Annotated in this window: 26 protein-coding genes; 6 read left to right on the forward strand and 20 right to left on the reverse strand. The window is 40.3% G+C overall.

What is annotated here, in order from left to right; genetic code table 11:
* Positions 1-391: 391 nt before the first annotated feature.
* Positions 392-1,228, reverse strand: a complete 837-nt coding sequence (locus tag BV375_RS28415) for an HAD family hydrolase (RefSeq protein WP_086766731.1) — start codon at positions 1,226-1,228, stop codon at positions 392-394.
* Between the two features lie 105 nt (positions 1,229-1,333).
* Between BV375_RS28415 and BV375_RS28420 the strand changes: the two genes are divergently transcribed.
* Complete coding sequence (locus BV375_RS28420) at positions 1,334-2,140, forward strand: hypothetical protein (RefSeq protein ID WP_086766733.1); 807 nt, start codon at positions 1,334-1,336, stop codon at positions 2,138-2,140.
* A gap of 24 nt (positions 2,141-2,164) precedes the next feature.
* Here the strand turns inward: BV375_RS28420 and BV375_RS28425 are convergent, their stop codons facing one another.
* The 4 genes from BV375_RS28425 to BV375_RS38895 all read right to left on the reverse strand — a co-directional run bounded on the left by BV375_RS28425 (position 2,165) and on the right by BV375_RS38895 (position 6,433).
* Positions 2,165-2,908, reverse strand: coding sequence for a DevA family ABC transporter ATP-binding protein (locus BV375_RS28425; protein WP_086766735.1), 744 nt, complete (start codon positions 2,906-2,908; stop codon positions 2,165-2,167).
* A gap of 164 nt (positions 2,909-3,072) precedes the next feature.
* Positions 3,073-4,269 (reverse strand): ABC transporter permease DevC, encoded by a 1,197-nt coding sequence (gene devC, locus BV375_RS28430; protein ID WP_086766736.1) that lies wholly within the window; start codon positions 4,267-4,269, stop codon positions 3,073-3,075.
* Positions 4,270-4,500: 231 nt separating this feature from the next.
* Complete coding sequence (locus BV375_RS28435; protein WP_086766738.1) at positions 4,501-5,919, reverse strand: HlyD family efflux transporter periplasmic adaptor subunit; 1,419 nt, start codon at positions 5,917-5,919, stop codon at positions 4,501-4,503.
* 379 nt (positions 5,920-6,298) lie between these two features.
* Positions 6,299-6,433: a hypothetical protein gene (locus BV375_RS38895; RefSeq protein ID WP_279432977.1), complete on the reverse strand. Its 135-nt coding sequence runs from the start codon at positions 6,431-6,433 to the stop codon at positions 6,299-6,301.
* Between BV375_RS38895 and BV375_RS37265 the strand changes: the two genes are divergently transcribed.
* Positions 6,434-6,601 carry a hypothetical protein gene (locus BV375_RS37265; protein WP_166507551.1) on the forward strand — a complete coding sequence of 56 codons (168 nt, stop codon included), beginning with the start codon at positions 6,434-6,436 and terminating at the stop codon, positions 6,599-6,601.
* Between the two features lie 677 nt (positions 6,602-7,278).
* Here BV375_RS37265 and BV375_RS28445 read toward each other — a convergent pair.
* On the reverse strand, positions 7,279-8,016 hold the full coding sequence (locus BV375_RS28445; protein ID WP_086766742.1) for a phycocyanobilin:ferredoxin oxidoreductase: 738 nt from the start codon (positions 8,014-8,016) through the stop codon (positions 7,279-7,281).
* A 185-nt stretch (positions 8,017-8,201) separates the two neighbouring features.
* Between BV375_RS28445 and BV375_RS28450 the strand changes: the two genes are divergently transcribed.
* Positions 8,202-8,456 carry a hypothetical protein gene (locus BV375_RS28450; RefSeq protein WP_086766744.1) on the forward strand — a complete coding sequence of 85 codons (255 nt, stop codon included), beginning with the start codon at positions 8,202-8,204 and terminating at the stop codon, positions 8,454-8,456.
* A gap of 14 nt (positions 8,457-8,470) precedes the next feature.
* Here the strand turns inward: BV375_RS28450 and BV375_RS28455 are convergent, their stop codons facing one another.
* Both BV375_RS28455 and psbP read right to left on the reverse strand, forming a co-directional pair.
* Positions 8,471-9,064 (reverse strand): nucleoside triphosphate pyrophosphatase, encoded by a 594-nt coding sequence (locus tag BV375_RS28455; RefSeq protein WP_086766746.1) that lies wholly within the window; start codon positions 9,062-9,064, stop codon positions 8,471-8,473.
* Positions 9,065-9,137: 73 nt separating this feature from the next.
* Complete coding sequence (gene psbP / locus BV375_RS28460) at positions 9,138-9,683, reverse strand: photosystem II reaction center PsbP (RefSeq protein ID WP_086766748.1); 546 nt, start codon at positions 9,681-9,683, stop codon at positions 9,138-9,140.
* 104 nt (positions 9,684-9,787) lie between these two features.
* Between psbP and BV375_RS28465 the strand changes: the two genes are divergently transcribed.
* Both BV375_RS28465 and BV375_RS28470 read left to right on the forward strand, forming a co-directional pair.
* Positions 9,788-10,411 (forward strand): hypothetical protein, encoded by a 624-nt coding sequence (locus BV375_RS28465; RefSeq protein WP_086766750.1) that lies wholly within the window; start codon positions 9,788-9,790, stop codon positions 10,409-10,411.
* A 176-nt stretch (positions 10,412-10,587) separates the two neighbouring features.
* On the forward strand, positions 10,588-11,586 hold the full coding sequence (locus tag BV375_RS28470; protein ID WP_086766752.1) for a DUF2278 family protein: 999 nt from the start codon (positions 10,588-10,590) through the stop codon (positions 11,584-11,586).
* Positions 11,587-11,648: 62 nt separating this feature from the next.
* Here the strand turns inward: BV375_RS28470 and BV375_RS28475 are convergent, their stop codons facing one another.
* The 5 genes from BV375_RS28475 to BV375_RS28495 form a co-directional block, all read right to left on the reverse strand.
* A complete protein-coding gene (locus tag BV375_RS28475; protein WP_208096156.1) occupies positions 11,649-13,034 on the reverse strand; it encodes a PP2C family protein-serine/threonine phosphatase in 1,386 nt (461 codons plus the stop codon).
* Between the two features lie 1,054 nt (positions 13,035-14,088).
* The gene (gene ftsY / locus BV375_RS28480; protein WP_086766756.1) at positions 14,089-15,798 is read right to left on the reverse strand and encodes a signal recognition particle-docking protein FtsY; all 1,710 of its coding nucleotides are present in this window, start codon (positions 15,796-15,798) and stop codon (positions 14,089-14,091) included.
* 170 nt (positions 15,799-15,968) lie between these two features.
* Complete coding sequence (nusB, locus tag BV375_RS28485) at positions 15,969-16,598, reverse strand: transcription antitermination factor NusB (RefSeq protein ID WP_086682055.1); 630 nt, start codon at positions 16,596-16,598, stop codon at positions 15,969-15,971.
* 94 nt (positions 16,599-16,692) lie between these two features.
* Positions 16,693-17,487 carry a DUF502 domain-containing protein gene (locus BV375_RS28490; RefSeq protein WP_086766758.1) on the reverse strand — a complete coding sequence of 265 codons (795 nt, stop codon included), beginning with the start codon at positions 17,485-17,487 and terminating at the stop codon, positions 16,693-16,695.
* A gap of 669 nt (positions 17,488-18,156) precedes the next feature.
* Entirely contained in the window at positions 18,157-19,032 is an 876-nt protein-coding gene (locus tag BV375_RS28495) for a glycosyltransferase family 2 protein (RefSeq protein ID WP_086766760.1), read from the reverse strand.
* A 149-nt stretch (positions 19,033-19,181) separates the two neighbouring features.
* Between BV375_RS28495 and BV375_RS37270 the strand changes: the two genes are divergently transcribed.
* On the forward strand, positions 19,182-19,343 hold the full coding sequence (locus tag BV375_RS37270; protein ID WP_166507552.1) for a hypothetical protein: 162 nt from the start codon (positions 19,182-19,184) through the stop codon (positions 19,341-19,343).
* A 73-nt stretch (positions 19,344-19,416) separates the two neighbouring features.
* Here BV375_RS37270 and BV375_RS28500 read toward each other — a convergent pair whose 3' ends face one another.
* The 7 genes from BV375_RS28500 to hpsB all read right to left on the reverse strand — a co-directional run bounded on the left by BV375_RS28500 (position 19,417) and on the right by hpsB (position 25,969).
* A complete protein-coding gene (locus BV375_RS28500; protein ID WP_086766762.1) occupies positions 19,417-20,262 on the reverse strand; it encodes an HpsJ family protein in 846 nt (281 codons plus the stop codon).
* A gap of 320 nt (positions 20,263-20,582) precedes the next feature.
* Positions 20,583-21,254, reverse strand: coding sequence for a TIGR04282 family arsenosugar biosynthesis glycosyltransferase (locus BV375_RS28505; RefSeq protein ID WP_086766764.1), 672 nt, complete (start codon positions 21,252-21,254; stop codon positions 20,583-20,585).
* A 32-nt stretch (positions 21,255-21,286) separates the two neighbouring features.
* Complete coding sequence (locus BV375_RS28510) at positions 21,287-21,895, reverse strand: prepilin-type N-terminal cleavage/methylation domain-containing protein (protein ID WP_208099205.1); 609 nt, start codon at positions 21,893-21,895, stop codon at positions 21,287-21,289.
* Between the two features lie 463 nt (positions 21,896-22,358).
* Entirely contained in the window at positions 22,359-23,312 is a 954-nt protein-coding gene (gene hpsE, locus BV375_RS28515) for a hormogonium polysaccharide biosynthesis glycosyltransferase HpsE (protein ID WP_086766766.1), read from the reverse strand.
* A gap of 136 nt (positions 23,313-23,448) precedes the next feature.
* Complete coding sequence (locus BV375_RS28520; RefSeq protein WP_086766768.1) at positions 23,449-24,123, reverse strand: type II secretion system protein; 675 nt, start codon at positions 24,121-24,123, stop codon at positions 23,449-23,451.
* 153 nt (positions 24,124-24,276) lie between these two features.
* The gene (gene hpsC / locus BV375_RS28525) at positions 24,277-25,218 is read right to left on the reverse strand and encodes a hormogonium polysaccharide secretion pseudopilin HpsC (protein WP_086766770.1); all 942 of its coding nucleotides are present in this window, start codon (positions 25,216-25,218) and stop codon (positions 24,277-24,279) included.
* A gap of 64 nt (positions 25,219-25,282) precedes the next feature.
* Positions 25,283-25,969, reverse strand: a complete 687-nt coding sequence (gene hpsB, locus BV375_RS28530; protein ID WP_086766772.1) for a hormogonium polysaccharide secretion pseudopilin HpsB — start codon at positions 25,967-25,969, stop codon at positions 25,283-25,285.
* Positions 25,970-25,986 lie beyond the last annotated feature (17 nt).

Consider the following 25,986-nt stretch of genomic DNA (forward strand, 5'->3'; position numbering starts at 1 on the left):
TAATGACTAATATAGAATTTATACTTGCAGACTGAAGTTCTGATACCAATTTAAAAATTGATTGCAACAGATGAATTCAGGAAAACCGGACACAGAAGGCAATTTCCAATCCAAAATCTAGCTTGAAAATAAGGCAGGAGGCAGGGGGCAGGAGGCAGAAAGAAGGATTAATATTTTCATCCTTGGTTGTGCCAAAACCTGGCGTGAATGGCTGTCTTGAAAAGTTTGCTCAAGTCGGGAAACCCGCCCACACAAGGCCAGTTGCTATAACGGAGGGAACCTCCCTCCGGGTTCACCAGTCCCCTACGGCGGGTTTCCCGCCTTCAGGGCTGGATTCACCGCAACGCACTGGCTCAACTTTTCGCAAAATCCAAAATCTAAAATGGTATGACTACGAAATTATGTCTGTGGGTTGTATAGGTCGACATTGCAAAAGATAATTAGATAACTCACAAAATCCCTCACCTTCACTAGCAGAAGTAACATAAGCTGGCTGATGCTGTAACTGATTTGCATACTCCAACACATTTGCTACACCTACAGACATCAGAAAATAACGCCGATCAAATAAACTTTCATCATTAGGGCTATCGCCCACTGTGACAACCTGTTCTGTGGAATATTCAGGCCAGTATTCCTGCAATATCTGCAATAATCCAATAGCCTTATCTTGAGTTTGGGGTTTAATGTGGCATTGCACATTACTGTAAGTAAATCCCCATCCCATTTCTTGACACAGATGACCTAGAGTTTGTAGTTCAGTAGTAGTTAATGAAGCTACGTCAAAAGTCCAGTCGGTGATGCGAAAACGATTATCGGCGGATTCTTGGAGTTGCGGAAATTTAGTTTGTAATTGCCCAAAAACCGTTGCTAAATGCTGACGATGACTATCTAAGTCGGCAATGGGAGTTAAGGCTACTGGTTGATTGCTCCCAGACAGATAAAATAGGCCTCCGTTTTCTGCTATAGCACCTACCACAGGCATTAAACTACTTAGTCCACTCACCCACCCAGCAGAACGCCCTGTAACAATTATTACTTTAATTTCTGCTGCTGCTAAATTTTCTAAAGCTTGCAGCAATTTAGTTGTAAATTTTCCTTTGCTGGTTAAAGTCCCATCCATATCTGTAGCAATCAGCCGAATATTGTTCCAGCAACTTGAGTCAGCTTGAGACACAGGCAAGGGATTTATAAAACCTTCACCAGAGAGGCTAAGGTGTGTGTACATATACTATTTCGCAAAAGCTGTAAAAAACAGTAATAATACCGCAAAATGAGATGCAAAATTTGGGCATCCTAAACATTAGAAATAAAGTTTTTCTATTTGCTCACCATGTCAACTTCGATGTTTGTTGCCCAACTGCCTAAAAAGGCATCCCATGAAGTACCAGCAAGTACTCCAGAAACACCGCCTTTATTAGTTTTAGGCTCTGGAGGACTAGCTTTAGCCTTGATTGTTGTGGTTGTTTATGGCAGAGTTTTGATGACTCAGCTAGAGAAAAAACTCAAGTTTGAACAATTTCGGGCGCGGGAGCTAGAGAAAAAGTTTAAGTTAGCGCTGGATACAATTCGCAAAATGGAAACTAATCCCGATTTGGTTAACTCACGGGACTTTAACTTGGATTACTTGCGGATGCGGATGTCTGAGGAGGTATTTCATTTTGCGATCGTTAATCAAATGAAAATCAAAGTCAAAGATAAAATTTCGCAAGCTCTGCGTCCAAATCAATCCCAACAGGGACAAGTAGGGATTGCCAGCAATAGCGGACGGCAGGTAGATGAAATTTTTGATGTAGAGTACGAAACTGGCAGTGGGGCAAACATTGCCAAGCGAGTACTATTTCGCATTCAAATTCGGTTAATGAAGTTACCAACGCAAGCGACTTCTGCAACTATTAGCCAAATTATTGACTGTATTGAAACTTACTTAAGCCCCACAGAAGATGAAGATACCTGGCAACCGACAATTCAAGGGCGCGTTGCCCACATGCACTGGGATCAAAAGGCTAAGCCTACTCCTCTTTTAGTACTGGAGCAGTCAAACGAAGGTGTAAATGTTACATTCCGTACTAGTCGTCAACCTAACTCCCCAAAAAATTTACAGCAGTCGATATTCAAACAATCAGGTTCTGCTAAATAATTATTAGGGTTTTAGGGTGCAGTTCTATCGTTTTTCTGAGTTATGATTCTTCACACCAGAATCGTAACTGTTAACCATAGCTTGAGAATCACGCGTTAAAAGGCCATCTTCCATTTCTACAATGCGATCGGCTATATCCAAAATCCGGTTGTCATGGGTTACCAACAAAATAGACGTTCCTTGATCTATGGCAAGACTCTGCATTATTTCTACAACATCACGTCCAGATTGTTTGTCTAAAGCTGCTGTAGGTTCGTCTGCTAGTACTAGTGGGGGATGATTCACCAAAGCCCGAGCGATCGCAATTCTTTGTTTTTGACCTCCAGAAAGATTATCTGGATAGTAATTAATTCTTTCGGTTAAGCCAACAGCCCCAAGCATTGCTTCTGATTTAGCGATTGCTTCACTTTGTGCAATCTCATCATTTAACTCTACCGCCATTTGCACGTTTTGTCTGGCTGTTAAAAAACCCAACAAATTATGAGCTTGAAAAATATAACCAATTTTGCGCCGAACTTGCACTAATTGGTTTTGGCTAGCACCAAATAATTCTCTATCTAAAAATTTTAAACTACCTTCTTGTACAGACCGTAAACCACCAATTAAGCTCAGTAATGTTGTTTTACCTGAACCAGATGGTCCGGTCATGATCACAATTTCTCCAGGGAAAATTTCTAGGTTAATGTTAAATAAAATTTGTCTTTTAAGTGCGCCTCTACCATAGTAGTGATTGAGATTTTTAATAGCAATTACAGGTTCTTTTTTCATCATAAGTTAAATAGCTAGATGTTAGCAGTCCAAGAACGGAAATTTAGTACTAAAAACAGGTTGTCAATTATTAATTATAAAATATGAATCTTAATAAGTATTGAGCATTTATAATCATTTTTAATTTAAAAAATAATAATTAATAATTTTTCGTTTGTTATTAACTAAAATATATCTGCCGGATCTGCTGAACGTAATTTCCGCACAGCTATTGCGCCAGAAATAAAGCACATTACCATAGTTAAAATCAACACTGTTACTGCTCGTCCAAGGCTCATAAATACTGGTAATAGTGTTGCATCTCTGGCAGTCTTATACATAAATAAAGCAAAAGTGAATCCAGGCATATAGCCGATTACTGCTAATATTAATGCCTCTTGTAAGATTACTTTTAATAAATAATTTTGTGTATATCCTATGGCTTTCAAAGTAGCATACTCCGCCAAATGATCGGCTACTTCTGTATAAAGTATTTGATAAACAATTACAGTTCCTACGATGAAACCCATAATTGTACCTAAAGTAAAAATAAATCCAATAGCGGTACTACTAGCCCAGTAATTTCGTTCAAAGTCGATGAATTCTTGCTTAGTTAAAACATTGATTTCTTTAGGTAAATAATTTCTTAAGTCTTGAGTGACAGTAGTAGCGTTTGCTCCTGGCTTTAATTTAATAACTCCAATATCAATTAAACCTCGCTGACGATTATTGAATATTCGTAAGAAGTTGATATCACTAGTAATTAGGTTACCGTCAGCCCCAAATGATGCACCTAAAGTAAATAGTCCTCCTACTTTTATTCGTCGCCGCCGTACTTCTGCTGTCACAGTTTTGCCTTGGTCAAAATTAGCAGCAATTGGCCCATACTCTACCCTAGAAGAACGGTCATATAACACTACATCAGGCAGTTTCAGTTGCTCTAAATTTTCTTGAACTCCAGGTAAGTTAAATAAGTTGACTTCAGGATTAAATCCAAATACTAGAATGCTACGAGGACGGCCTGTTTCAGGATTTTTCCAGCTTGTATAGTCCAGATATATTCCATGTACTGATTGTACTGTTGGTAAATCTAAAGCTTTATATAATCTCCGTTGGGAAAAACTTTTCATTGATAGGACAGCATTAGATTGACTATTAATTAAAATAATGTCGCCCTGCAAGCTACTATGAAAACGAACGTTACTAAAATACAAAGCATCTCGGAAACCTAATTGCATAAACATCAAAATATCGGCAAAGCCAATCCCTGCCAAAGCCACGGCTAAGCGAGTTCTTTCTCTTGTTAGTTGTAGCCAGGATAAAGGTATTTTTTTATTGAGCTTATGGGGTTGAAAAATCCCAGCAATTAATTCATTTATCATTACTAATACCAATTTCACACTTGAGGTTTTGGATTATAGAGTAAAAATTTTAATCAAAATGATTTTCTAGCAATCTCAACCAAGACCACATAAAGATTAGTAATAAAGTTTGATATTAAAAGCTGTTGGTATGAGCTTGAAATTGCTAAATTTTTCCAAGTTTATTTTGGATACAGTTAGTAACTCATTAGCTTGCTAAAACAAGGCTAGTTATTTGGAATTTTGAATTGCTTAGTTATTAATTTCAACTACAACCTTTGCGTAGGTTAAGCCTGCAACTTTTGAGCTATCTTCTGGAGTCAGAGCAATTTTCACTTCTACAACTCTGGCATCAACATCTGCGGCTGGATCTGTATTCAGCACATCTTTTTTGCCAATTTTTCTACCAATTTCAGTAACTGTTCCCCTTAATTCGCTGGTAAAGGCTCCATTGTCACTACTAACAGTGGCATTTTGACCGAGACGCACTCTACCAATACTGTCTTCAGCTACTTCAGCGATGACGAACATTTGATCGGTTTGCCCAATTTCAGCAATTCCCATTTGATTGATGGCTTCTCCTGACTTGGTGTGAATTTTTAAAATCTCACCATTAATTGGGGCTAGAACATAGCTCAATTTGAGTTCTGCTTCCGCTTTTCTCACCATTGCGATCGCATTGCTGACTTGCGCTTGTGCCATTTGCACATCAGTGGGGCGAACTTCTAGAAGTCTGTTGAGTTTAGCTTTTTCTTCGTCGATTTGCCTTTGCAAAGTTGCTACTGTTTTATCGCGGTTAACTCTGGCTTCAATCAGCTGCTGTTGTAAAGTGGATAAGGTTTTGACTTGATTAGCTCTAGCTTCAGCAATTTGCTGTTTAATAGTTGCAATAGTCTGCTTGAGAGTAGCTTGACTTTCTACAACCTGTTGATTGCTAGTGATTGCGCTTAAGCGCCTTCTATCTCGCTCCTGTTGAGAAATTGCACCTTCTCTATACAACATGTCATAGCGTTGAGCATCGACTTGGGTATTACGCTGTTCAGCTTGTATTCGTGTCAGTGTGGCTCTTAAAGTATCTTTTTGTCCTCCCAGTTCCGCTTCTAAGCGATTAACCATTGCTTGTTGAGCGAGTTTTTCGCCACTTAGTTGGGCTGCGATTCGAGCGATGGTTGCTTGCTGTGCATCCCTTTCTCCACGTAACTGAGCTTCTAATCGAGCAATTACAGATGTTTGGGCTTGAATATCTCTTGGTGAGCCAGCTCTTACTTGTGCTAAATTGGCACGAGATTCTTGCAGTTTTGCTTTTGCTTCTTCTAGTGCAGCTGTTTGAGTATCGTGGTTATCCAAAATCGCAAGTACTTGACCTTGTTTTACCTTGTCGCCTTCTCTAATCAAGAGTTGTTGAACTCGCGACGACGCTTGCATCCCCGCCATTGGCGCAGACAACTTAATTACTTCTCCACGTGGTTCCAAATGCCCCACAGCAGTGATATTGTTGGTCATTGGCCTAATGGGTACGGACGAAGCTAACTTTTTCAACTGCTCGACTTTGGCTGTACCTAAAACGCCGACAGCGATTACTATTGGTAGGGCTACAGCAATGCTCCACCAAACTTTAGGTTGATCAACTTGCTGCTCCCTTAACTGTGGCTTCTCAGTCACCCTTGACATGATATATTGCCCATTTATCTGAGTTGTGCTGATTGAAAAAAGCGACTTATGCGCAGTTTGACTAGTGTTAAAAGGCAGAATTTAGTAGGCAGAAAGAAAGCTTATATAGACAGTTTTTTAGAGTTTTCAACTGGATAGTAGTTTTTGCCTTGCTGCACTAGTCAAACAGAGTTTTTAGTAAACAGCCAGCTTCTCATACAGTTATTAGTGAACTGAATTAAGTATGAGAGGATGACAATTGCGTAGACACTTTTACGGCAGATGTCTTTGACATAGCCTGTGATGGTGAAAGCGTATTGTAAGTGCAAAAATTTTTAGTTTTTAGTAGTTTTACTCCACTAGATAGATGCTTTAATCAACTGAAGTGATGCCGTGGAGCTTATACCATTTCACAAAAAATATGATGTGGATGTAGGTTGGGTTGAGGAACGAAACCCAACACTTCAAAGTTTTGTAATTGTTGGGTTTCACTGAGTTCAAACGCCACTTCACTCAAGTCGGGAAACCCGCCCACGTGAGTGGCTCCCCAACCTACGCATCTGTCTCATTTTTTCCTGGAATTGGTATTAGCAAAGGTAACATTATCGACATCAATCTTATGAAGGTGAAGTCTCGTAAAAATGTTGCCTTTGCACTTACAAACTTTTTGCTGGTGATGATGCTAGCAAAAGAACTTTGTTGATTGAATGAATATTTCTAGCTGCACCTAACTGTGGGTAGTCTGAAAGAGTTGATTACCTTGAAATTAACAACGGCAAATATCGCAAACTAGAATCTGCCAGTTGTCTATAACATAAACAAGTTTTTTGGGGTTCAAGGTTACATCTGCTCAGAAATAATTCCACAGATTGATGGCAGGGACTGTATTTAGTTACAAAAGTAAAAGAGAATATGAAATTCAGCTGTTTGCATTGGTGAACCCAATTTAGTTACGAAAGTGAGTTGACTTTCAGTGAAACATCGATCAACTAAAAAATATCTATCAAACAGAGAAGTCCTAACATCTCTTTTTCCTTAACTTTCTGGTTAACTTATAAGCAGAGTTTTTGACTTATATCCATATCCACAAGACAACCAAGTGTCTTTAGATATCCACTCCAAAGACTTAGCCTCTCTGCTGGTTTTGACTCACTCCATCAAACTTTGGTTAAATGAATTCTACATTCATCAGTTTCTGGAAAACGTAACAGAACCTACAGATGAGAATATGCGCAGGAAAGGGAGAAAAACACAGAAGTCTAAGCGCCGACTTTCAGCGCTCAGAACTTTGGAGGGATAAGGGCGAATTTTTGAAAAAGTCTCTGTTTGTCTTTGCTATCTTCCCCGTCTGAAAAAACTTTCTCTGTATGTCAGTAGAGATTAATCTGGAAGATCAAACAAAACTGTGGTCATATAATTTTCTGCCCAAACTGGGCCGAAAGCTTTTTCGAGTACGCGACGGGTTTTGTCATTTTGCTGCTGTTGGGTGCAATAGTTGCGTTGTCCAGCCAGAATTTGCGGCACTCGTTCCGGTGAAACGGGACTAGAGGCGATCGCTTGCTGATAATGAACTGTTAAAAATTCCTGTACGCGGGAGAGAAACAGCGTTTCTTCTTCTGGAGAACTGGGGCGAATAAAGATGCAAAAATCAGAAAAGATATGTCCCCATTCTGGCAATTCACGAGGTTGGGAGAAGTTTACCCCTTTTAAAGCTGACAGCGCCGAAGTATAAGATTCGGGTAAGGTGCGATCTAAACTCACAGGTGAAAGATCTGCGATCGCCGCGCTAATTTGACCCCTACCGCCCACTAAATCGCAACCAAACATCGGTAGGTTATATTCTGGGCGAGGAAACATGACGCAATGCAAAATATCTAGCATATTTCCCACCTTTGCCAGTTCTAAGTGCATTTTGCGGAACTGGGGTGTCTGATAGCAGCGGTTTTCAATGGTCAGTTTTTCACCCTCAAGTCTGCCTTCCACATACCCCAATTCCGCAGGTAAATTGTAAGGCGACAAATCCAAATGCTGATGCCAAGCTGTCTCAATACAATCAGCCAGCTGACGAATTAGAGGATGTTGTTGCTCACGCAGTGAGGGAGTAGAAGTAAATGACATATTGTAGCTGGGGAATATGGTCTAGTTGCCAGTCTACAACTAGCCGCGCCCTAGCTGTTCTAGGTTGCAACATAAGCAAACACTTACACCCATCCAACGTAAAGTTATAAAACGGTTGCTTTTCAACAGTATTATTTATTTTGTATCCTTAGTTACAGAATAAATTTGATATTAGTCCATTAGCTATGAAACTAGATTCTGAAAGACCAGATTTTGCAGTGCAACTCAGAAGGCGGAATCTGGATATTACCAGCAAGTCTTACGCCCAAGAGCCATCACAGAAGTTTGCCGCTTCTACCTGGGTGAAACTGTTGCAACTTCCTAATCCTTTTAGTTTTGAGGAAGCACTGTTATTGTGTCAGGTTGCGGAAGACGAGTGGCTAGCTTGGATTCCAGATCATGGAGAAGCAGTACTGCATACTAGGCAGTTTAGTTATTAACCATTGACTTTTGACTAAGGCCAAAAATCAACGACGTTGTATCCTAGTTCTGCTAGCATGTGGCGCAGCAAAGGTAAACTTAGACCAATAACGTTGCTGTGACAACCTGCAATTTTTTCTACAAATAAACTACCAAAACCTTCAAGCGCAAAAGCACCAGCACATTTGAGAGGTTCACCTGTAGCCACATAAGCTTGAATGTCGCGATCGCTCATTTGGGCAAAGTAAACCCTAGTCACCTGACACTTCACCACACTGCGGTTTTGCGCCAGGTCAATCAAGGTATGGCCTGTGTAAAGGTCGCCAAATTTACCTTGCATAATCTGCCAACGGGCGATCGCTTCTTGAGCGTTGGCAGGTTTACCGTGAATCTCACCATTAACAGCCAAAACTGAATCGCAACCCATAATCAAAGCTGATTCAAACTGCGGAACTACAGTTTCCGCTTTGCGCTGCGAAAGAGTTTGCACCAATTGACTAGGATCGTTTAATTGGATTTGCGATTCATCAAAATCGCTAGGGCAAACTATTGGTTCAATGCCAACAGTTTGTAGTAAGCGGCGTCGCGCTGGTGAAGCAGAAGCAAGTACAAACGGTGGAATAACCATATCAAAGTAGAAAAAGAGGGGGAAAGAGGAATTAAAAATTAACTATTAATCTTTACCCATTCCCCATTATCAATTAATAAACTAAAAATGAATTTACAACCTCTTCCATAGCAGGTTTAACTTTCTGCCAACGTCTTTCTGGAATTGAGGCATTAAAAGTAAAAAGTTTACCACGGCTGACGGCGACGCTAGCGATATTGTGTCGCTGTTGCTGATTGGGTAGTTTAACCGCATACTCTAGGATGTAGTATGTCTTACCATCAGATTCCCGTTCAAAAGCATTGACTAATTCAGCTGAACGACCTGAGTCAGGGGGAGCCAGAGCGGCCTTACCCAACTTATATCCTACTTCTGTTGGTGTCCCCAGTTTTGCCAAAGTTTCACCTTCTGGAACAGGACTAATTACTACTGAGACATTTTCACTGATTTCAATCAAATCATGAAACACTACATCAGGACCGTTGGCAACTTTAACTTGCAACCAGCCGTTAGGATATGAGAACTCATAGCCATTAGTAGTGTTTACAAAGCTTTTGAGTCCCGCCGCAGCTGCTACACCAGGGTTACTTAGGCTAAAGCTCAATACCAATAGCAACATGAATGCAATTCGTTTCCACATTTTTATAAATTCCTTTGGACTGGAAGCAAAACAAGGCAGGCACAGTTTCTCATTGTCCCATCAACAGGGACGCTATTAAATAACTAAAGTTAATCAACGAATTTATGTTGATCAGTAATGAATTGCGCTGGTTTTATCCTGGCAAGTTCCCAGACAATATTCAAGTTTGGTTTTGTGCAAATTGTCTGATTGACCCATTAAAATCACCAGAAGCACGGGAAGATGTTTATCTCTACTCGCCAGGATGTGATTATCTGGGAATCAAACTACGACAGGGAAGGCTAGAAGTTAAATGGCGCCAAGCAGAACTAGATGTAATGGATTTTGGAGAATTAGTCACTGGTAAAGCAGAAAAATGGGGCAAATGGCTGTGTGAAGATTCCCAAGATGAAAGTTTTCAGCCTGCAATAGTTTTAGGTAATCCCTCATGGATAACTGTGCAGAAAGTTCGCTATTCGCAGCTTTTTCAAGTTTTCGCTGATTTTTCCGTACAAGCCGTTGCAGCTAACGAACCTATCGATAACGGTTGTAGTGTAGAAATCACTAATTTGGCAGTTCACGACAATGCTTGGTGGAGTCTGGCTTTTGAAGCGTTTGGCGAAGATAAACGTCGCAAGGAAAATCTAAAAGCTACAGCCAATTGGGTATTCCATACTTATCGCAATTCCCCATTAGCGATCGCAGATTCTTGCGGTTACCCCCATTGGCTAGGGCTGATTTATCACTGATTGCTTACAGAAAAAAACTACCCAACAGGCTACTACTGTATCTCACAATACTTAGCCAAGATTGAACATGATAGCTGATTCATCTAGATAGTTTAACTTTTATTTAAATTATCTATAAACAAAGTAAGTAAAATATTAGACCAGCTTTGTCTACAGAGAAATTTAGGAGAATACAGATGCCATTGAAAAATTATGGGGTTCTAAAATGCCAAGTGGTAGATCGCAAGCTTGGTGAAGGCTCATCTCCCCATTATCAAGTTCTGGTAACTGACGATAAGAAGAATAAATATCGCATTGCCATCAATGTTAAATCACAAGAAAGTCCTTCCGAATTACTGTACTTAATTGACGAAAACTTCTCTCACCCCATCACAAAGGAACTACAAGAGTTAAATTTTGGCTTTAATGAGTTGCCGAGTAAACCAGGAGGAGTCGCTTTAGACTACATTCGGGGGAATTTATTCGATCCAAAGCAGATGAAGCCATTGCCTTACAACGTTCCCGGACCAGACAACGACCTCAACGAGTTGCTGGAATTATACATTGGGCGGGCGATCGCTTCACCAGAAGCAGTACTCTATCCTTTTGGTGAAAGGTGGGGTCCAGAAGCAGATGTGAAGGACAAGTATTTTGGTTTTCTTCCTGGTAACGGTATTCATGACATCCACTTTAACCAGGGTAATGCCGGTCAATTCCAAAAAGATAATGGTGTTTGGCAAGATGGCGGACTGCTAATTCATTATCCAGCGCGGAATCAATGGGTAGGAATCTTTTTAGCCTTCCAGTCCCAATCGTTCCATACCGATGACAATACTGGTAACAGAATAGATGAAATTACGCCAATTGCGGCAACAGCAGCAGTCCGCATTATTGCAGCTTTGGTAAATCCGGCTGGTGATGATGTTGGTAAAGAAACTGTGACTTTAATTAATACCTCACCCGATAAAGTTGATTTGAGTGGTTGGGCAATTGCCGATCGCCTCAAGCGCAAACAGCGCCTCAGTGGCACTATTAATCCAGGCGAGGTTATCAAAGTCCCTTTAGGTAAAGACGGTATTCAATTAGATAATAATGGCGGCATTATTACCCTACTTGATCACAAAGGAATCAAGATTGATGGTGTTTCCTATACCAAAGAAGATTCCCGCAAGCAAGGTTGGACAATTGTGTTTTGATATTGGTCATTGCTCATTAGTCATTGGTCATTAGTTTTTGACTAATGACTAATGACGAAGAACTATTCAATTTGTAAAACTACTAATGTCATATCATCGGTGTTTTGTTTCTCATCACCGATGAATTGCTGCACTTGGTCAAACAGGTATTCTACAATCTCTTCTGGTCCATCACAATATCTACAAGCAGCACTGAAACAAGCAACAAAGTTTTCTTCGTCGAAGCGATCGCCACCCGCTGCTGCGGCATCAGTTAAGCCATCTGTATAGTAAATAACTGTATCCCCAGGTTCTAATTGTGCCTGGGCATCTTCATATTGACTATTAGCATCTAAACCAATTAGCATTCCCAGAGTGTCTAACCTGGTTACAGTTTTTGTTGCTGCGTGCCACCACAAAGGAGGGTTATGTGCAGCGTTACTGTAAGATAAAACTCGCGTTAAAGGATTATATTCTGAGTAAAATAACGTCACAAAGCGGTGAGAATTTTCTAAATCCGCATACATGACTCGATTTAAGTTTTGCAAAATCTTTGAGGGAGAATTACCATGCAATACTTCTCCCCGTAACATTCCCCGCATCATCGTCATAATCAGACCGGCGGGAACACCTTTACCCATGACATCCCCAATCACTAAACCCAAAGTTCCAGTTTCTAAACCAGTTTTGGGGTTTAGCTGAATCTGATTTTGATTGGTGGGAATAAAGTCGTAGTAGTCTCCACCAACACGATTAGCAGGTTTACAGCGTGCAGCTAAGACCGCACCTGGAACGATCGGACATTGACGTGGTAGAAGTCGCCGTTGAATTTCTGCACCAATTTCTAGTTCTTGATCTAGGCGTTCTTTTTTCCTCAGTTCGACTGCTAGTTCATCGTTTTCAATCGCTACTGCGGTTTGATCTGCTACTAACCGGACTAACTTTTGTCGAGTTTCTGTCCAGCTATATTCTGGATCGCGGCTTAAAACATACAGCCATCCGCGTTCTGTATGTTTTACCAAAATAGCCGTGCCAAAGATTTGCACATCTGGCCCCAAATAACGATGCATTTGATCGTCCAAAATCCCCGTGGCGGTTGCTAGAGGGGCAGTATTTGGCACAAGGGTGATTTGACTAGTAGCGGTTTCTAGGGCTTTACGAATATTCCGACGCTGACCACTATCTTGCCAGTGTAGTTGTTCTAATCTGACTTGACCGTTAGGTTTGTACAGAAATAGGGCGCTGCCGTCCCCATCTGTAACTCTGGTTGCCATCAGCGGAATCAACTCCAAAAATTGATTCAAATTATTGAAGCTTCTAAGGGCAAATCCTAAAGAACTTAACAAATCCTGAATTTTGTTCTGTTCCCGGTGCAGCCTTGACACGAGTTCTTTCAGCGCTACGACTGGAGTTACATCAGTTGCAGCACTACTATTACTGTCAGTGGGTTGAGAGGGCAGTTGAGACACAAGCACAGGTACTATTGCATTTTAAAAGAGACAAACTTGAGATTACTGATAAATCTTTTGGATTTGGCATTGCTAAACCATATTGGGACAAGATTTGTCATTTTAGCAAGAGTAGAAAGACGTAGGCAGTGAATTATATAAGTATTGCATTTGGTTATTATATTTCTTACTAAAGTTAGCAATTTTAAGTACTATATTCTTCTTCAGAAACTCAGGGTTAAAATTAGCCATTTTCGGCAGACCCTAGCAGAATTTTGATTCTCTCATCACTAAATTACTTAGTTATATGTCTTTCGACAGAAAAATGCTTTGGGCGGAAAATAATATATTACGTTGCCAGCATCATTATTGGGGGTGAGGGGTCAAAGCTCCTAGGGGTTTGAGGGTCTCTTAAAAGCTTGAGAGCAAAGCAAATGCCATTCAGCTTCTAGGCTAAAAAGATGTCAAGGTAATGCGGCTATTTGATGGAAGAAAAGTTGTTCAACGAGCGATGCCTACGGCGGGCTACACCTAAGCAGCTCATGGAGAATACACCTACCTCAGATTTTGACAATTAGAGCTTATGGAGAATTTTGTAGTTTAACAAACATATTTTACATTTTTAAAGTTTGCGCAGAGAATATTTATGGATTCTATAAACAGTAGAGACTGATAATACACTTAGGAGTTTCTACAGGTTACTGGCAACAATCTATTGCTACTGGGTACTTATGCATACCTTTCTTGGGAGTTACCTGGTAACTAACCCAGTGGTAATTTGTAAGAAACTCTATAGAGAATAAAGTTGCTTAGATCTGTCTGACTTTAAAAAGAGCACTACATCAGAGTCTACAGAGTTTTTTGCGCTGCAACTATACTGTAATCCTAGATTTAGGAACCCCCCATTAGAGTAGAATTTTAGCAAAGGTAGTGCAAATTTTATAACAAACTAATGACTTTGGGACTTACGCTTTTTTCAGTAATTCACTAGTAGTAAATTTAAGCGATCGCACCAGAGCCGTAAGTCCCAAATTTATTAGTTTCCAAAGAAAAATCTTAACTGCAAAATTTTAAATCAGCCACTTAAGAGTGCTTCGACAAACTCGTAACTAGAAAAGGGACGTAGGTCTTCAATTCCTTCACCAGCACCGATAAAGCGAATTGGTAAACCTAGCTGCTGTACGACAGCAAGAGCAACACCGCCTTTAGCAGTGCCATCGAGCTTAGTTAATACCACGCCACTGAGTTGGGCCGCTTGCGAGAAGACTTCAGCTTGGCGCAATCCATTTTGACCTAAAGTGGAGTCTAGAACCAAGAGTGACTCTATTTTGGCATTAGGGGCTTTTTTGTCAATAATCCGACGAATTTTCGTGAGTTCGTCCATTAAGTTTTTCTTGTTTTGCAATCGCCCTGCGGTATCAACTAAGAGTAATTCAGTTTCTCTAGCTTGAGCAGCAGCGATCGCATCAAACACCACTGCGGCTGGATCTGTATTTTTACCGGGATTGGAAATTACTTCTACACCACTTCTAGTACCCCAGACCTTCACTTGTTCTACCGCTGCGGCACGGAAAGTATCTGCCGCACCAATCAAGCATTTATAACCCGATCTTTGTGCGAGATGAGCGATTTTACCGATAGTAGTAGTTTTACCCGCACCATTAACACCAGTGATCAACCAAATATTGAGTGTTTCCTTTTCTGGGGCAAAAGTCGGTTTGTAGTTTTTCTGTACTGGATTATCCAGCATATCCCGCAGAATTTGTTTGAGGTAAGCGATCGCTTCTTCTGGAGGCGTAACTTCATCCCGCAATTTTTTTTGTAGGGCATTGATAATTAAATCTGTTGCTTCCACACCTACATCAGCTTGGAGGAGCAAAGCTTCAATCTCCCCTACCGCAGCTTGGTTGAGAGGTCCCTGACCCACAATTGCCTTGAGCTGGTTGAGTATACTCCGACGGGTTTTGTCTAAGCCCTGCCGTAACTTTTTCAGCCAGGTAATTTCTTCAATAGAAATATCCTCTGGACGCCTACCTTGGGCTGCTAAGATTTCTGTTGACCAGACAAATCCTTCATCAAAGGCCAGTCCAGTAAATTCTTGTGTTGTCTCCGGCGTGACGCTAGTTGAGGTAGTAGCTAATGGCTGTACTATCTCAGGTTCTGGTACTTCAATGGCATTGGCTATTAGCCTTTCCTGCTTTGCTTGCCGTTCCGCCGCCGCCCGTTCTAAGAAGGATAAGTTTGCTGATGCTGTTGGCTGTGCTAGCTCTGGGGTACTAATAGATTCAGTGGCTGCTGTTTCTACCGCATTCGGCGCTAATTCTGGGCTGGCGACATCTGTTGTTTCGGCAATTTCTGCTATTGCAGAAGTAGCTGTACTTTCTTCTTCTGTACTTGATAATTCCTCAGGAGTTGTTGGAGCAACAGTTGCATCGATTTCTAAGCTTGGTAGATTTTCTGTAACTTCAGCAGATTCTTCTGTAATTGTTTGACTAACAGTTGCATCTAATTCTGCCGATGCTGGTGATTGTACAGTTTCAATTTCAGCTTCTGCTGGCTCCTGTTCAACTGCTTGGGATTGCTGTTTTTGTTGGATATTTTTATAAGCGGCCTTTGCAAAAGCTAATAAATCTGCCGTTGTCTCTGGTGTAGTTTCTGCTGTTGGCGTTGACGTTTCGGCTGGTTCTGGTTGGGGTTCTGGTACAGGAGGAGTTTCTTGTTGCTGTTGTTGGGCGGGAATCTCGGAGGAATCGTTATATTGACGGCGGAACCAATTAAAAACCATTGCAGCTAGTGATATTAGTTGTGATGTAAGTATGAGTTATGAGTTATGAGTTTAATTTAACTCCTGTCTGTTTTTTGGTGTGAAAACCCCCAGGATTTCCTCACTCCTCACTTCTCACTCTTAACTCAAAACTTAGCACTCATAAAGGTCGCTTTGGTTTCTATAAAACGCTATGCTGTCTTTTTTTGCTCTGTGACTCGGCGCAGAACGCCATTAATAAACCGATGACCTTCGTCGCCACTGTAGCGTTTGGCTAGTTCTACAGCTTCATTGATGGCTACACTATCTGGCAAGTCTAAAAACAGCATTTCTGCCACAGCAATTCGCAGAATATCCCGATCGATTTGGGCGAGGCGAGCAACTTGCCAATCTACTAGAGCAGCGGTAATTTGTTCATCAACAATAGTTCGTTGTTCGCTGACTATCTTGACAATTTGAATAGCATATTTGCTGACTGTCTTGTCTTGATTTGCTAGCTGAATTAGTTCAGGGAACTCTACTGCTGCACCTAATTTATTGATTGCTGTTTGTGTGTATGAGATCGCTTCTTGCAGCATTGTTCTAGCAGTATTGATGTCGGAAGCACGAGTTTGACTGCTTAAGATGCGATCGTGACTGCGTTGTAGTTCACCAGCTGCATTATCCAAGGTATCCTGGACTTCTGATCTGAGGGTGCGTACTGCTGCTAGTACTAATTTGGGCAGATGTTCTTCTGTCAGTTTCTTAGGATTGACTGGCAACTGGCTGAGGCTTAACAGCGCTAGTTCACGAGCAAGTTGCTGGGGTTTACGGTCTTGCATAAAAGTAAAGTTGGAATGAATTAAAGACTGATAAAAGTAGAAAGAATGAAGTTAGAAGTCAGTAGATTTTCGCATGGTCAGACAACTATATTATCTATTTGCTTGTAACTTTGTCCGAGAGATTTGAATTTTCTACCAGCGGAATGATTTCTGACTTTGTTTCTAGGTTTGGTACTTCCTTTTGAGAGACTGTTAGGGTTGCTAGGGATGTATTGGGGGCGACAATGCCACCAGAGACTACTATCTTAAAAGCGTCTTCTATCGACAATGACAGATTCACTACCTCATCTTCAGGAACTATTGCATACCATCCTGTAGTGGGATTCGGGGTCGTTGGTATAAAAACGCTCAACATAGGACGAGACATCTGGGCTTGAATTTCATTGCTGATGATGCCTGTGACAAAGGCGATCGCCCATACTCCTCGCCTGGGATACTCTAGCAAAATTACGCGACGAAATTTGCCAGGAGAATCTTTGAGGAGTGTTTCTAAAAGCTGTTTCAGGGTTTTGTATACCTGTCCAGCTAAAGGAATCGCCTGCAATACCTGTTCGCCAAAATTTAATAACCAGCGCCCCACAATATTTCGAGCCATCAAACCAATCAATAGAATACTCAGCAGTGGTACAGCTAATCCGACTCCTAAATTCAGTATATTTACTAGTATAGGATGCAGCCCCTCAAAGGGATTCAGTTGTTTGGGAATTTGGGTAAGAAAGTTGATTACCCAATTAGCAATGGTAATAGTTAGCCAGATCGTAGTTGCTAGTGGAATTACTACCAACAAACCAGCGATCAGGTCATTTTTTAAGTCCTGTTTTAGACGATTAATTACCAAGTCCCTATTCTCCTTTTTTAAGCTAGTGGAGCTTTTGTTATCAGTATTCATACCAACATCTTCGTTAACTCAAGGAGACACTAGTTAAAGCACAAGTTACTGCAAGCAGCTGTCTCTACTAGCAGCTTAGCCACAGTTACAAAAATACCTTTTCGTTGCCGAAAATCCGGTGCTTTTCTGGATTATTAGGTTAGACCACTTCTTGATAAACTTGCGCCTAATTAGCCTAACGACCCCAGCAATGCGGAAGGCCGCTCTGTATCTAGGTTCGTGAGCCAGAGGCTTTAGCCTCTGAGTCAATAAAACGCAACCTCATATAGATCTGGTATAACTACCTATTAAAATCAAGGCTGGTTTGTCTCAGATGATGTTACTTTTCTTTGTAAGATTTGTAAATAATTGTTGCAAGTCACCTGGTTATTACTAATCTTACCGCGCGTAATCAAAAGCGGCTCATAGTTATAAAACTATTGTCAAACAGTATAAAGAACGGTTTTTCCTTTTAATATCTCTCAGCCAAGCAAGAGAAATCTTTCTAATAAATCTATATATAAATATTAATTTAACATAATGCGAAGAACATCCTCAGCCATATCCTTGGACTTGGAAATCTCAAGAATATGTGCAAGATGTCTTACAAAATTTTTTAGGTAAATCTTATTGGTGAGTAAAACCACTTACAGCTAGCAAATTGGCATAGTCTTTAAACCGAAGATGAACTCAGGCTACATCAGCCTGTGTATTTTTTTCTCGAAAAGATGTTTGTGTATCTAAGCTGGTTACGGGTATGTGCTTCATTTCCCAAACTTTGAGTAAAATTAAATATTCATAGAATGCCTGTAATGTACACCAAGCCATCCCAGCACGTCCATCTAAAAAGCCACCTAATAAAAAATACATATACAAGAAGCGTACAATCGGTCTGGCAGGTAAACGCAAAGATAAGTCTTTCAAAGCGCGGCGTCTTTCCACCTCTGACTTCCCAAAGAATAAATCTCGCCAGTTAACACTACCTTGTTGAATTTGAAGCAATGTTTCTGCGGCTTCATCTGTCGAGTAGCGGTTATGCTTTTCAATCCAACGGCTCAAGCCCTTGCTACAAGTGTAATGAGGGTAAGTTTCTGTTAAAAAGCTGGTTGTACCGTTACAAACTTCTCGCTCTGTATGACCATAATCTGTAAACCAAACTTTACCATGACGAAAAAGGCGCATCTGGTAACGCGGATATTGGGTACTGTAGCGAATCCAACGATTCATAAACATGACACGTTCAGCAACGTAATAACCGATGTATTCTGGATGCTGAATTGCTTGTTCGCATTCTGCAAACAGTTCTGGTGTCATGCGCTCATCGGCTTCTAGAATATAAACCCATTCATGCTTGGGGGGAATGGATTCTAGCATCCAAGTACGTTGGCGTCCGTGGCTTTCAAAAGGGTGTTGAACGATGCGGATAGGATAGCGATTGGCAATTTCTACAGTGCGATCGCTACTGCATGAATCTACAACAATAATTTCATCCGATAGCATCGCTGACTCTATGCAAGCAGCAATATCTAATTCTTCGTTATATGTCAGTATATAAATTGAGAACATTCTAAACTCTAAGTAAAAATATTTTAATTTTGTCAAGCTACATAGCGGTTAATTGTTGGTAGCTTGATTTAACCAATATAAAATCATGCCACTTGCTATAACGCAGGGAACCTCAACAGACACTTACTACCTTGTGGGAAGGCTCTCTGGTGCCTACAAGCCGAGAAACCTGTAAAAGCGTAGTGGCTCCCCTAGGTCGCTACCACGACGCTAACACCAACACAGTGGCTCCAAAATCCTCAAGTGGCAGTATGAACTGTGATTCCAGCCCCCGTTCTGGCAATTCTCCTAACGATGGGGACTGGTTCTAGCACAGCGTCTCCGTAGGATTCACCCGGAAGGTCAAAAAAATATTTGATCTGTCTTACTGCCATTAAAAATTTTCTAACGTGGTGCAGGAGTTTTGCGGCCTCCACCACCTTGTAAAGCACCCATACCTTTTAATCCTGTCCAGCCGATGATTATGTAACCAATTGATAACAGCAAACTGCTAATACCAGTTCGCAGTCCAGATTTCCAAGCGTTGTCTTTAGCTTGTTTTTCAGCATCGTCCCTACGCTGGCGGACTTGGCTTAATTGTTGATTGCGTAGCGCCTGAATATCTGTTTGTTGTTCAATGGCTTTGTCAAGCACTTTCGGATCTGCTTTAGCTTTCTTGAGTACATCTTTTACAGTTGGGGGTATTTGAGGGCTTTCAAGTGCTTGCTTATATTTCTGCTCGTCTTTAAGTATCTCAGTCAACTGAGCTTTGGTCTGGTTTCGCAGCTGATCTAGTTGAGCTTTTCCTTGTTCAGTATTCAGTTGTGCTTGTAATTGGGAGAAGCGACTGTTTAGTTGATTTTCTGCCTGATCTGCCTCTTGGGTAATCTGATTAAGTGCTTGATTCTTAGCTTGATTCACATTATTAAGATGCAGTGGAAAAATTAGCAAGAACAACAACCCTAAGATACTTGAGAGTACCAGCACTGGAAATCTCACATCTAGAGTGGGAGCGCGATCGCCATCACTAGCATTTTCAATTCCATAGGCAGCAAATAGCATTCCCAAACCTACCAAAGGGACAATTCCCCGATCTACAAGACTGGTTGCCAGATTGATTTGCCATGCTCGATCAGTTGGTTGGAAGGGTAACAACAGCAGCAAAAAATCTAACAAAAAGGACAAAATTAATACTATGCCCACTACCTTTAATGTGAGGGCAGCATTCACAGAAGCAAAACGGTTCACCATAGTTGTTCGGTATTTTGATAAGTCAGAGTGATTGTCCTATATAAAGTTACTTGAATATTGTTCCCATAACCCTACTTGTTGTATAGCAACAAAAGGCAGATGCAACAAAATTACAGAATGATGGCGCTCGATTACCCATTCCGTCCCAAGATCAAATGAAAACTAACTACTGTTGTCAAGTCCTAGCAGCCAGAAGTATTCTGCCTTTGGGAATGAATCTACACCACGGTAGCATCTGTAATCCTAAGTGTCCTCAGAAGTTACTTAGTATTGTAAAATACTGTCAAATCAAGGAAAGTTGTATTCAACTTCTCCATCATCTAACCCTGATATGACTCATTTCTCCAGTTGCCAACTTCGCTGTTTAGAGTTTGTTCCCAGATTGGCAAATCCTCTGGATAGTCAACGTCACTCAATAAAGGCAAGTAAACATGTGATAGATCAAGTTTGTAAGCTATATCTACAGTTTGTTGCAGTACTTGATGAGTTCCCCAATCGATATTAACGAATAAGTCCGCAATCAGGTGACGCAAACCAATCAAGTAATAACCACCGTCCAGTGCTGGGCCAATGACAAGAACACAGGTGCATAGTTGCTCAAAAGCGCTGGCTAAAAGCTGAGAATTGACTCCTGGACAATCTGTGCCGATAATTATTACTTGTTCCATACCAGATTGAAAGGCATCCTCAAGCGATCGCCTCATTCGCTCACCTAAATCCCCTTCACCTTGAGACTTGTAAACCAAAGCCAACCCCAACCAATCTTGCATTAGTTGTAAATTTCCACCTGCAAACCGCACTTCAAAAGATATGCCAGTTACTTTTTGCAATTCTTTAGCCTGAAATATTGTATATTCGGTCATCTGCTTTTGAAAATTAGCAGCACCAAAATCACCTAAAGCAGGTATTAGTCGGGTTTTCGTCTTCCCTGGTTCTGGATAGCGAGTAAAAATAATCAGGTGCTGTTTAAAGCTGTCTAGTGATTTCAGCACGCACTACCTTTAATAGCCAACTATAAAACATTCTAATAGCAATACTTGTCATTTTCGTTGTTGCGAGAATGCTCTTTTCCCGTTCTCGTTGCTCCTAAAATTGTAGAAACATAGATGCAACGTTTAACGTTAACATTGTTTTTACTGTAGAGAGTTATTTGTCCTAGCGTCCTTAAAGAAGTCTTGGTACACTCATCTCCAACTTCATAGATAGGACAACCTTGATAGTTAAAAATAACTCGCCAAACCTGCGGGGAAGTTTGTTTTCGTAAAGTTGTCTCGTATTTACCTTTTTTGTTTCTTTCTATATCAATATAAACACTTGGGTGTACAGTAGACCATATTTGGTCATTGTTTATAACAGCATCAGGAATAAATTTTCCGGCTTGTGCTTGATGAACTGTCCATTGCACAGTACCATTATGTTCGCGAAAGCTAGCTTGCCAAGTCAATTTATGTTTTTTAGCCTGGCTTTGTGCTTGGCGCATAGCGCGATAAAATTCATCTTGGGCAGTGTTAAGAGAGCGAATGTTTACAAAAGACACCCAGCTAGGTACTGCAATTGCTCCCAATATGCCAATTAGTAAAATAACCACTAACATCTCTAGCAGAGTGAAGCCACTACTAGAGCGATTTTTCAAAATAACTTTTACATTAACTAGTATTTTAAAATTTACTAATGTACTAATCACTGAAATTAAAAATTATGTACTTTAAACAGCAATAATTAATGTCATAAGTTAGGTAAGTGCAATAAACCTAACTATATAACAAAATGTAAATTACCTAAAAATCTTGCGCTATGTTCTGTAAAGCGTCACAGAAGTTATGCGTAGCTTGCTCCCTCTCCGTAGCAGGGCTGTTTCATCCCCTAAAAGGTTCGCAAACGCAAGAATTCAGGAGATAAAAAACAAGCAAGGCATTCCATATTAGGCATCAAAATGGTCCCCAATTTATGACTCTTGCTCTGATATTTATCCCCAATCATATTGACAAAATACATACCATTACGAATGAAACAGCCCTGTTCTTCGTAAGGGTACGAATTAACCTTTAGAATCGCCTAGCGCAATGAAATAGTTTTAAATTCTTTCGCTTATCTACTTATTTATTAAAATATCCCTTTTGCCAAAGATAAAAGGGGCTAATTAAACTACTCAAAAATAGTTGCATTTCACAAGCTGCCACCAACTCACTTTTAACTTGTGACCTATATTTGAGTAAGTGCAATAAAATTTTACGTATATCGTTAATTATGTAAGCAAAAAAGGCTATTGGTTTAGCACAAGTTTTTACAGATAACATCCGAGTAACATAACGGCTAAGTCCAATACCTTTAAAAAATGGAATTAAGTAATCCTTTTGTAAACGCCAGTATGGAATTTGGTGATATATCTCCATCTCTGGGTTGTACCAAATTTCCCATCCAGTTTTTTGGATGTAAGACAACATTTCTAAATCTTCACTGGTAAGCATATTACCAGGAATTCGACCAGTTAAAATACAATTATTAGGTACGCTTTCTAACCAAGCTTCCCGACGAACAACAAGTCCAGCAGATGGTGGTAATAATTTTTTCGAGGCTTTATATATTAAGGGCAAATCACCTCGTTTTGTAATTGCTAAAAATGGAGCGATACGCTGAAAATTTTCTGGTGGTTCAACTTCCCATTGCGGATGAATTTGACTACCGTAAGCTCCTGCTTTCGGATAGTTTTGACTAAAAGCATAAGCCGCTGCAACCCAGTTTGATAGTGGATAGTTATCATCATCTAGAAAACCGATCAATTTACCTTTGGCTTCTTGTACTGCTCTCTTTCTCGCATATGCTGCTCCTTGTTTTGGTTCAAAGCAATATTTTAAAGGAAAGGGAGATTGCCAATTTTCTTGATAGCTTTGAATAACTTCTGCTGTGTTGTCTGTGCTGTTGTTGTCTACAACAATAATCTCCCATGAAAGATGTTCAGTGTAGAGTTGATTTTGCAGACGTTCCAGCAATTCAGGTAATCGACTTGCACCGTTGTAAGTTGGTATGGCTACAGTAAAATCAAGGTACATTTTTATTGAGTTTAGTAAAAAATTAGACTTATAAATCAATTTTTAACTTTAGGTGCAGATTCACGTTACCGTTGATTTACTGAATTTACTAACCTGAATAGACTGAATTTATTAAGTAGTTTTAGTACTAAAATTTCTAGTCACATTCCGTATCTTTTCCTGTTTTTATTGAACCTAATAAAGTTTTAACAATCACACATCGCTTCATCTCAGTAGCTTGAGTAGGAGCGCCAGGTTTTGCTACAGCTACCGCTACAATTAAGCCTTTGTTACCAATTTTATTATTCTGTACAGATGTTAAACCGCTAGTTTTAGTCTTTACTAGCAGATCCAAAGCACCCGTGTAGTCAAAGGTAATTGTCGTTGGGGTAGTGGAGGCATAGGATACAGAACTAGTGCTAGTAGTAGTATTTGTATCAGTGAGGTTTGTCCCTAATACTATTTGACCTGCTTTAAGCCCTAAATCTTCACCCAAAGTCCGCCAGAAACTACTAGGATCTATATCTTTAGGATAAATGGCAATTTGGGGAATGTTATTATCAGTTCTAAAGCTAACGCTATAACCAAGTTTTCGTTTTTTAGCTTCTCTTTGCGCTTCTTGAAGTGCTGCTACAACTATATCGTTAGCCTTATTTACCCGTTGTCTGTTGACAAAGCCAAGCCAACCAGGAGCGGCAATCGCTGCCAAAACTCCAATTATTAATATCACTACTAAAAGCTCAATCAGAGTAAACCCAGCAGTTTGTTGGCAAAGAGAGAAAGAGCGTTCCGGTTTTTCTGTCAATATCTTAAAAGGATTTTGATGTAACATTTTTCCTCAAACTAGGCTATACATAGTAGGCCGATCTTCATTAGCTCAATAAATTAAATTTCTAAGCATATGGATGAAAATTGCTAATTGCCTAACTATCATTAATTGATAGTCATTAGCATTACTAGCAGATATTTACTTATAAGCAATTGCCTATTTAGTAAATACAAATCCGCGTCCTTGAACTCGTATGCTTGCTTGTGGAAAATAAATTTTTCTACTCTGATTGCTCTGATCAAAATTTAGGTTGGTTGTTTGAAGACGAGCTAGAGAATTACCACGTAGATAAACTTCTGCTACAGTATTAGCTGAATCTACACAGACGTAAAAGCCACGGGTTTTAACATTATCCGTAGCTACAGCATCTCCAGTACCAGAGAATTTTGGTACTAACTGTCCAGTAGAGCATACAGGTTCTGGGTTTGTTGTAGTATCTATGGTAGTTTGATCGACGTAATCAACTAGAGCTAAAATATCTTGAGTATAAGTTTCATTTGTCTTTACCCATTGATTCATCTTGCTCTTAAGATCTCCTTCATTACTGAGATCAAACATCTTAAAACCAGGATCTCTAGTGTCTTCTCTATCTGTGTCAGTTTGCCCATAACCATTGCTGATTTGAAATCTCCCAATTCTAGCTGCCTGAGACCATGTTGAGTTATTATCTTTAATCAAATAATAGGCAACTAATGAGTAAACGAAAGTATCATCTGTTCCGCTAGCAACGGTAAGCCCGCCAGAAACAAACTGCCGCTTCCAGAAGACAAGAACAGGAAAATATTGATCTTTTTGTGTGTACTTAGGTAGTTGGCTCCTAATCGCAGCTATACCATCAGCATCATAAATGTAGACTGCCTGCTGCATATCCCTAGCAATGTAGTCAAGTGATTCTTTAATTTCTTGCTCAGTATTTGCTTTGGCTTGCTCTTTGCGATCGTTGTCGAGAATATTGACCATAAATCCTAGTAAAGGTGTAATTACAAGGACAGCTATGATCATGGCTACAAGTAACTCTATGAGAGTAAAACCGTTTAATTTTTGCCTTACACCAGAGTACTTTAGCTGATTAGTTAACAGCCATTTTATAGGTCTCATGATGCTATATTTTCTCCTTGAAATTGCGGATATTTAGCATTGAGATTGATTAACAGAAAGACAACTAAGAACATGTAGATTGAGGATTAGTTACTTTTAAACGCTCGCAGAAATCACTAAATGTGGCTCCTGTTGATACTTCTGTTGTCATTTCTATTAATGGCGCTTTGCGATCGCCTGTTCCCCCAGTGAAAGTCGGTTGTTTACTAGGTGCTTTTTTCAAGTTCCCGCCGTCGCTGCTAAAGCCACTTGCTCTGTAAACACGTATGCCTAACTGGTAGCCCTTGGCAGGATCAGTAATATTAGTAGTGGTTCCGCCAGTAGTCACAGTGGCTTTGTTAAAGCGAATCGCTTGAATCACAAAATTGTTGATATTAGTGGTGGTACAGTCATTACCATCAACAGAGACACAGTATAAATTAGTTGCAGGGGCAGTACAGGGACTAGTTTTAGTACCACAGGTTAAAGTTCCTACAGTAGGAGGAGCATAGTCAGCTATGGTTGTGCCGTCTGTAATTGGAGAACTAGGAGCAGTAATTACTCCAGATCGGACACCATCGAGGTAAGTTTTGGCAGCGTCAGTAGCCGACTCAATGCGCTTTGCTTGCACTCTTGTTGCCACAGATAAGACAATTACAGGTGCGATCGCTGCCAGTAAAAGAGAAGCAACTAAAATAGCTACCAAAGACTCGACGATGGTGAACCCCGATTGGCTAGATGCAGATGCTTGTTGCTGTTTGTGATGAATCATAATTCAGCAATTTAGGT

It is taken from the genome of Nostoc sp. 106C (assembly GCF_002154725.1).
In the GTDB taxonomy this organism is placed as follows: Bacteria; Cyanobacteriota; Cyanobacteriia; order Cyanobacteriales; family Nostocaceae; genus Aulosira.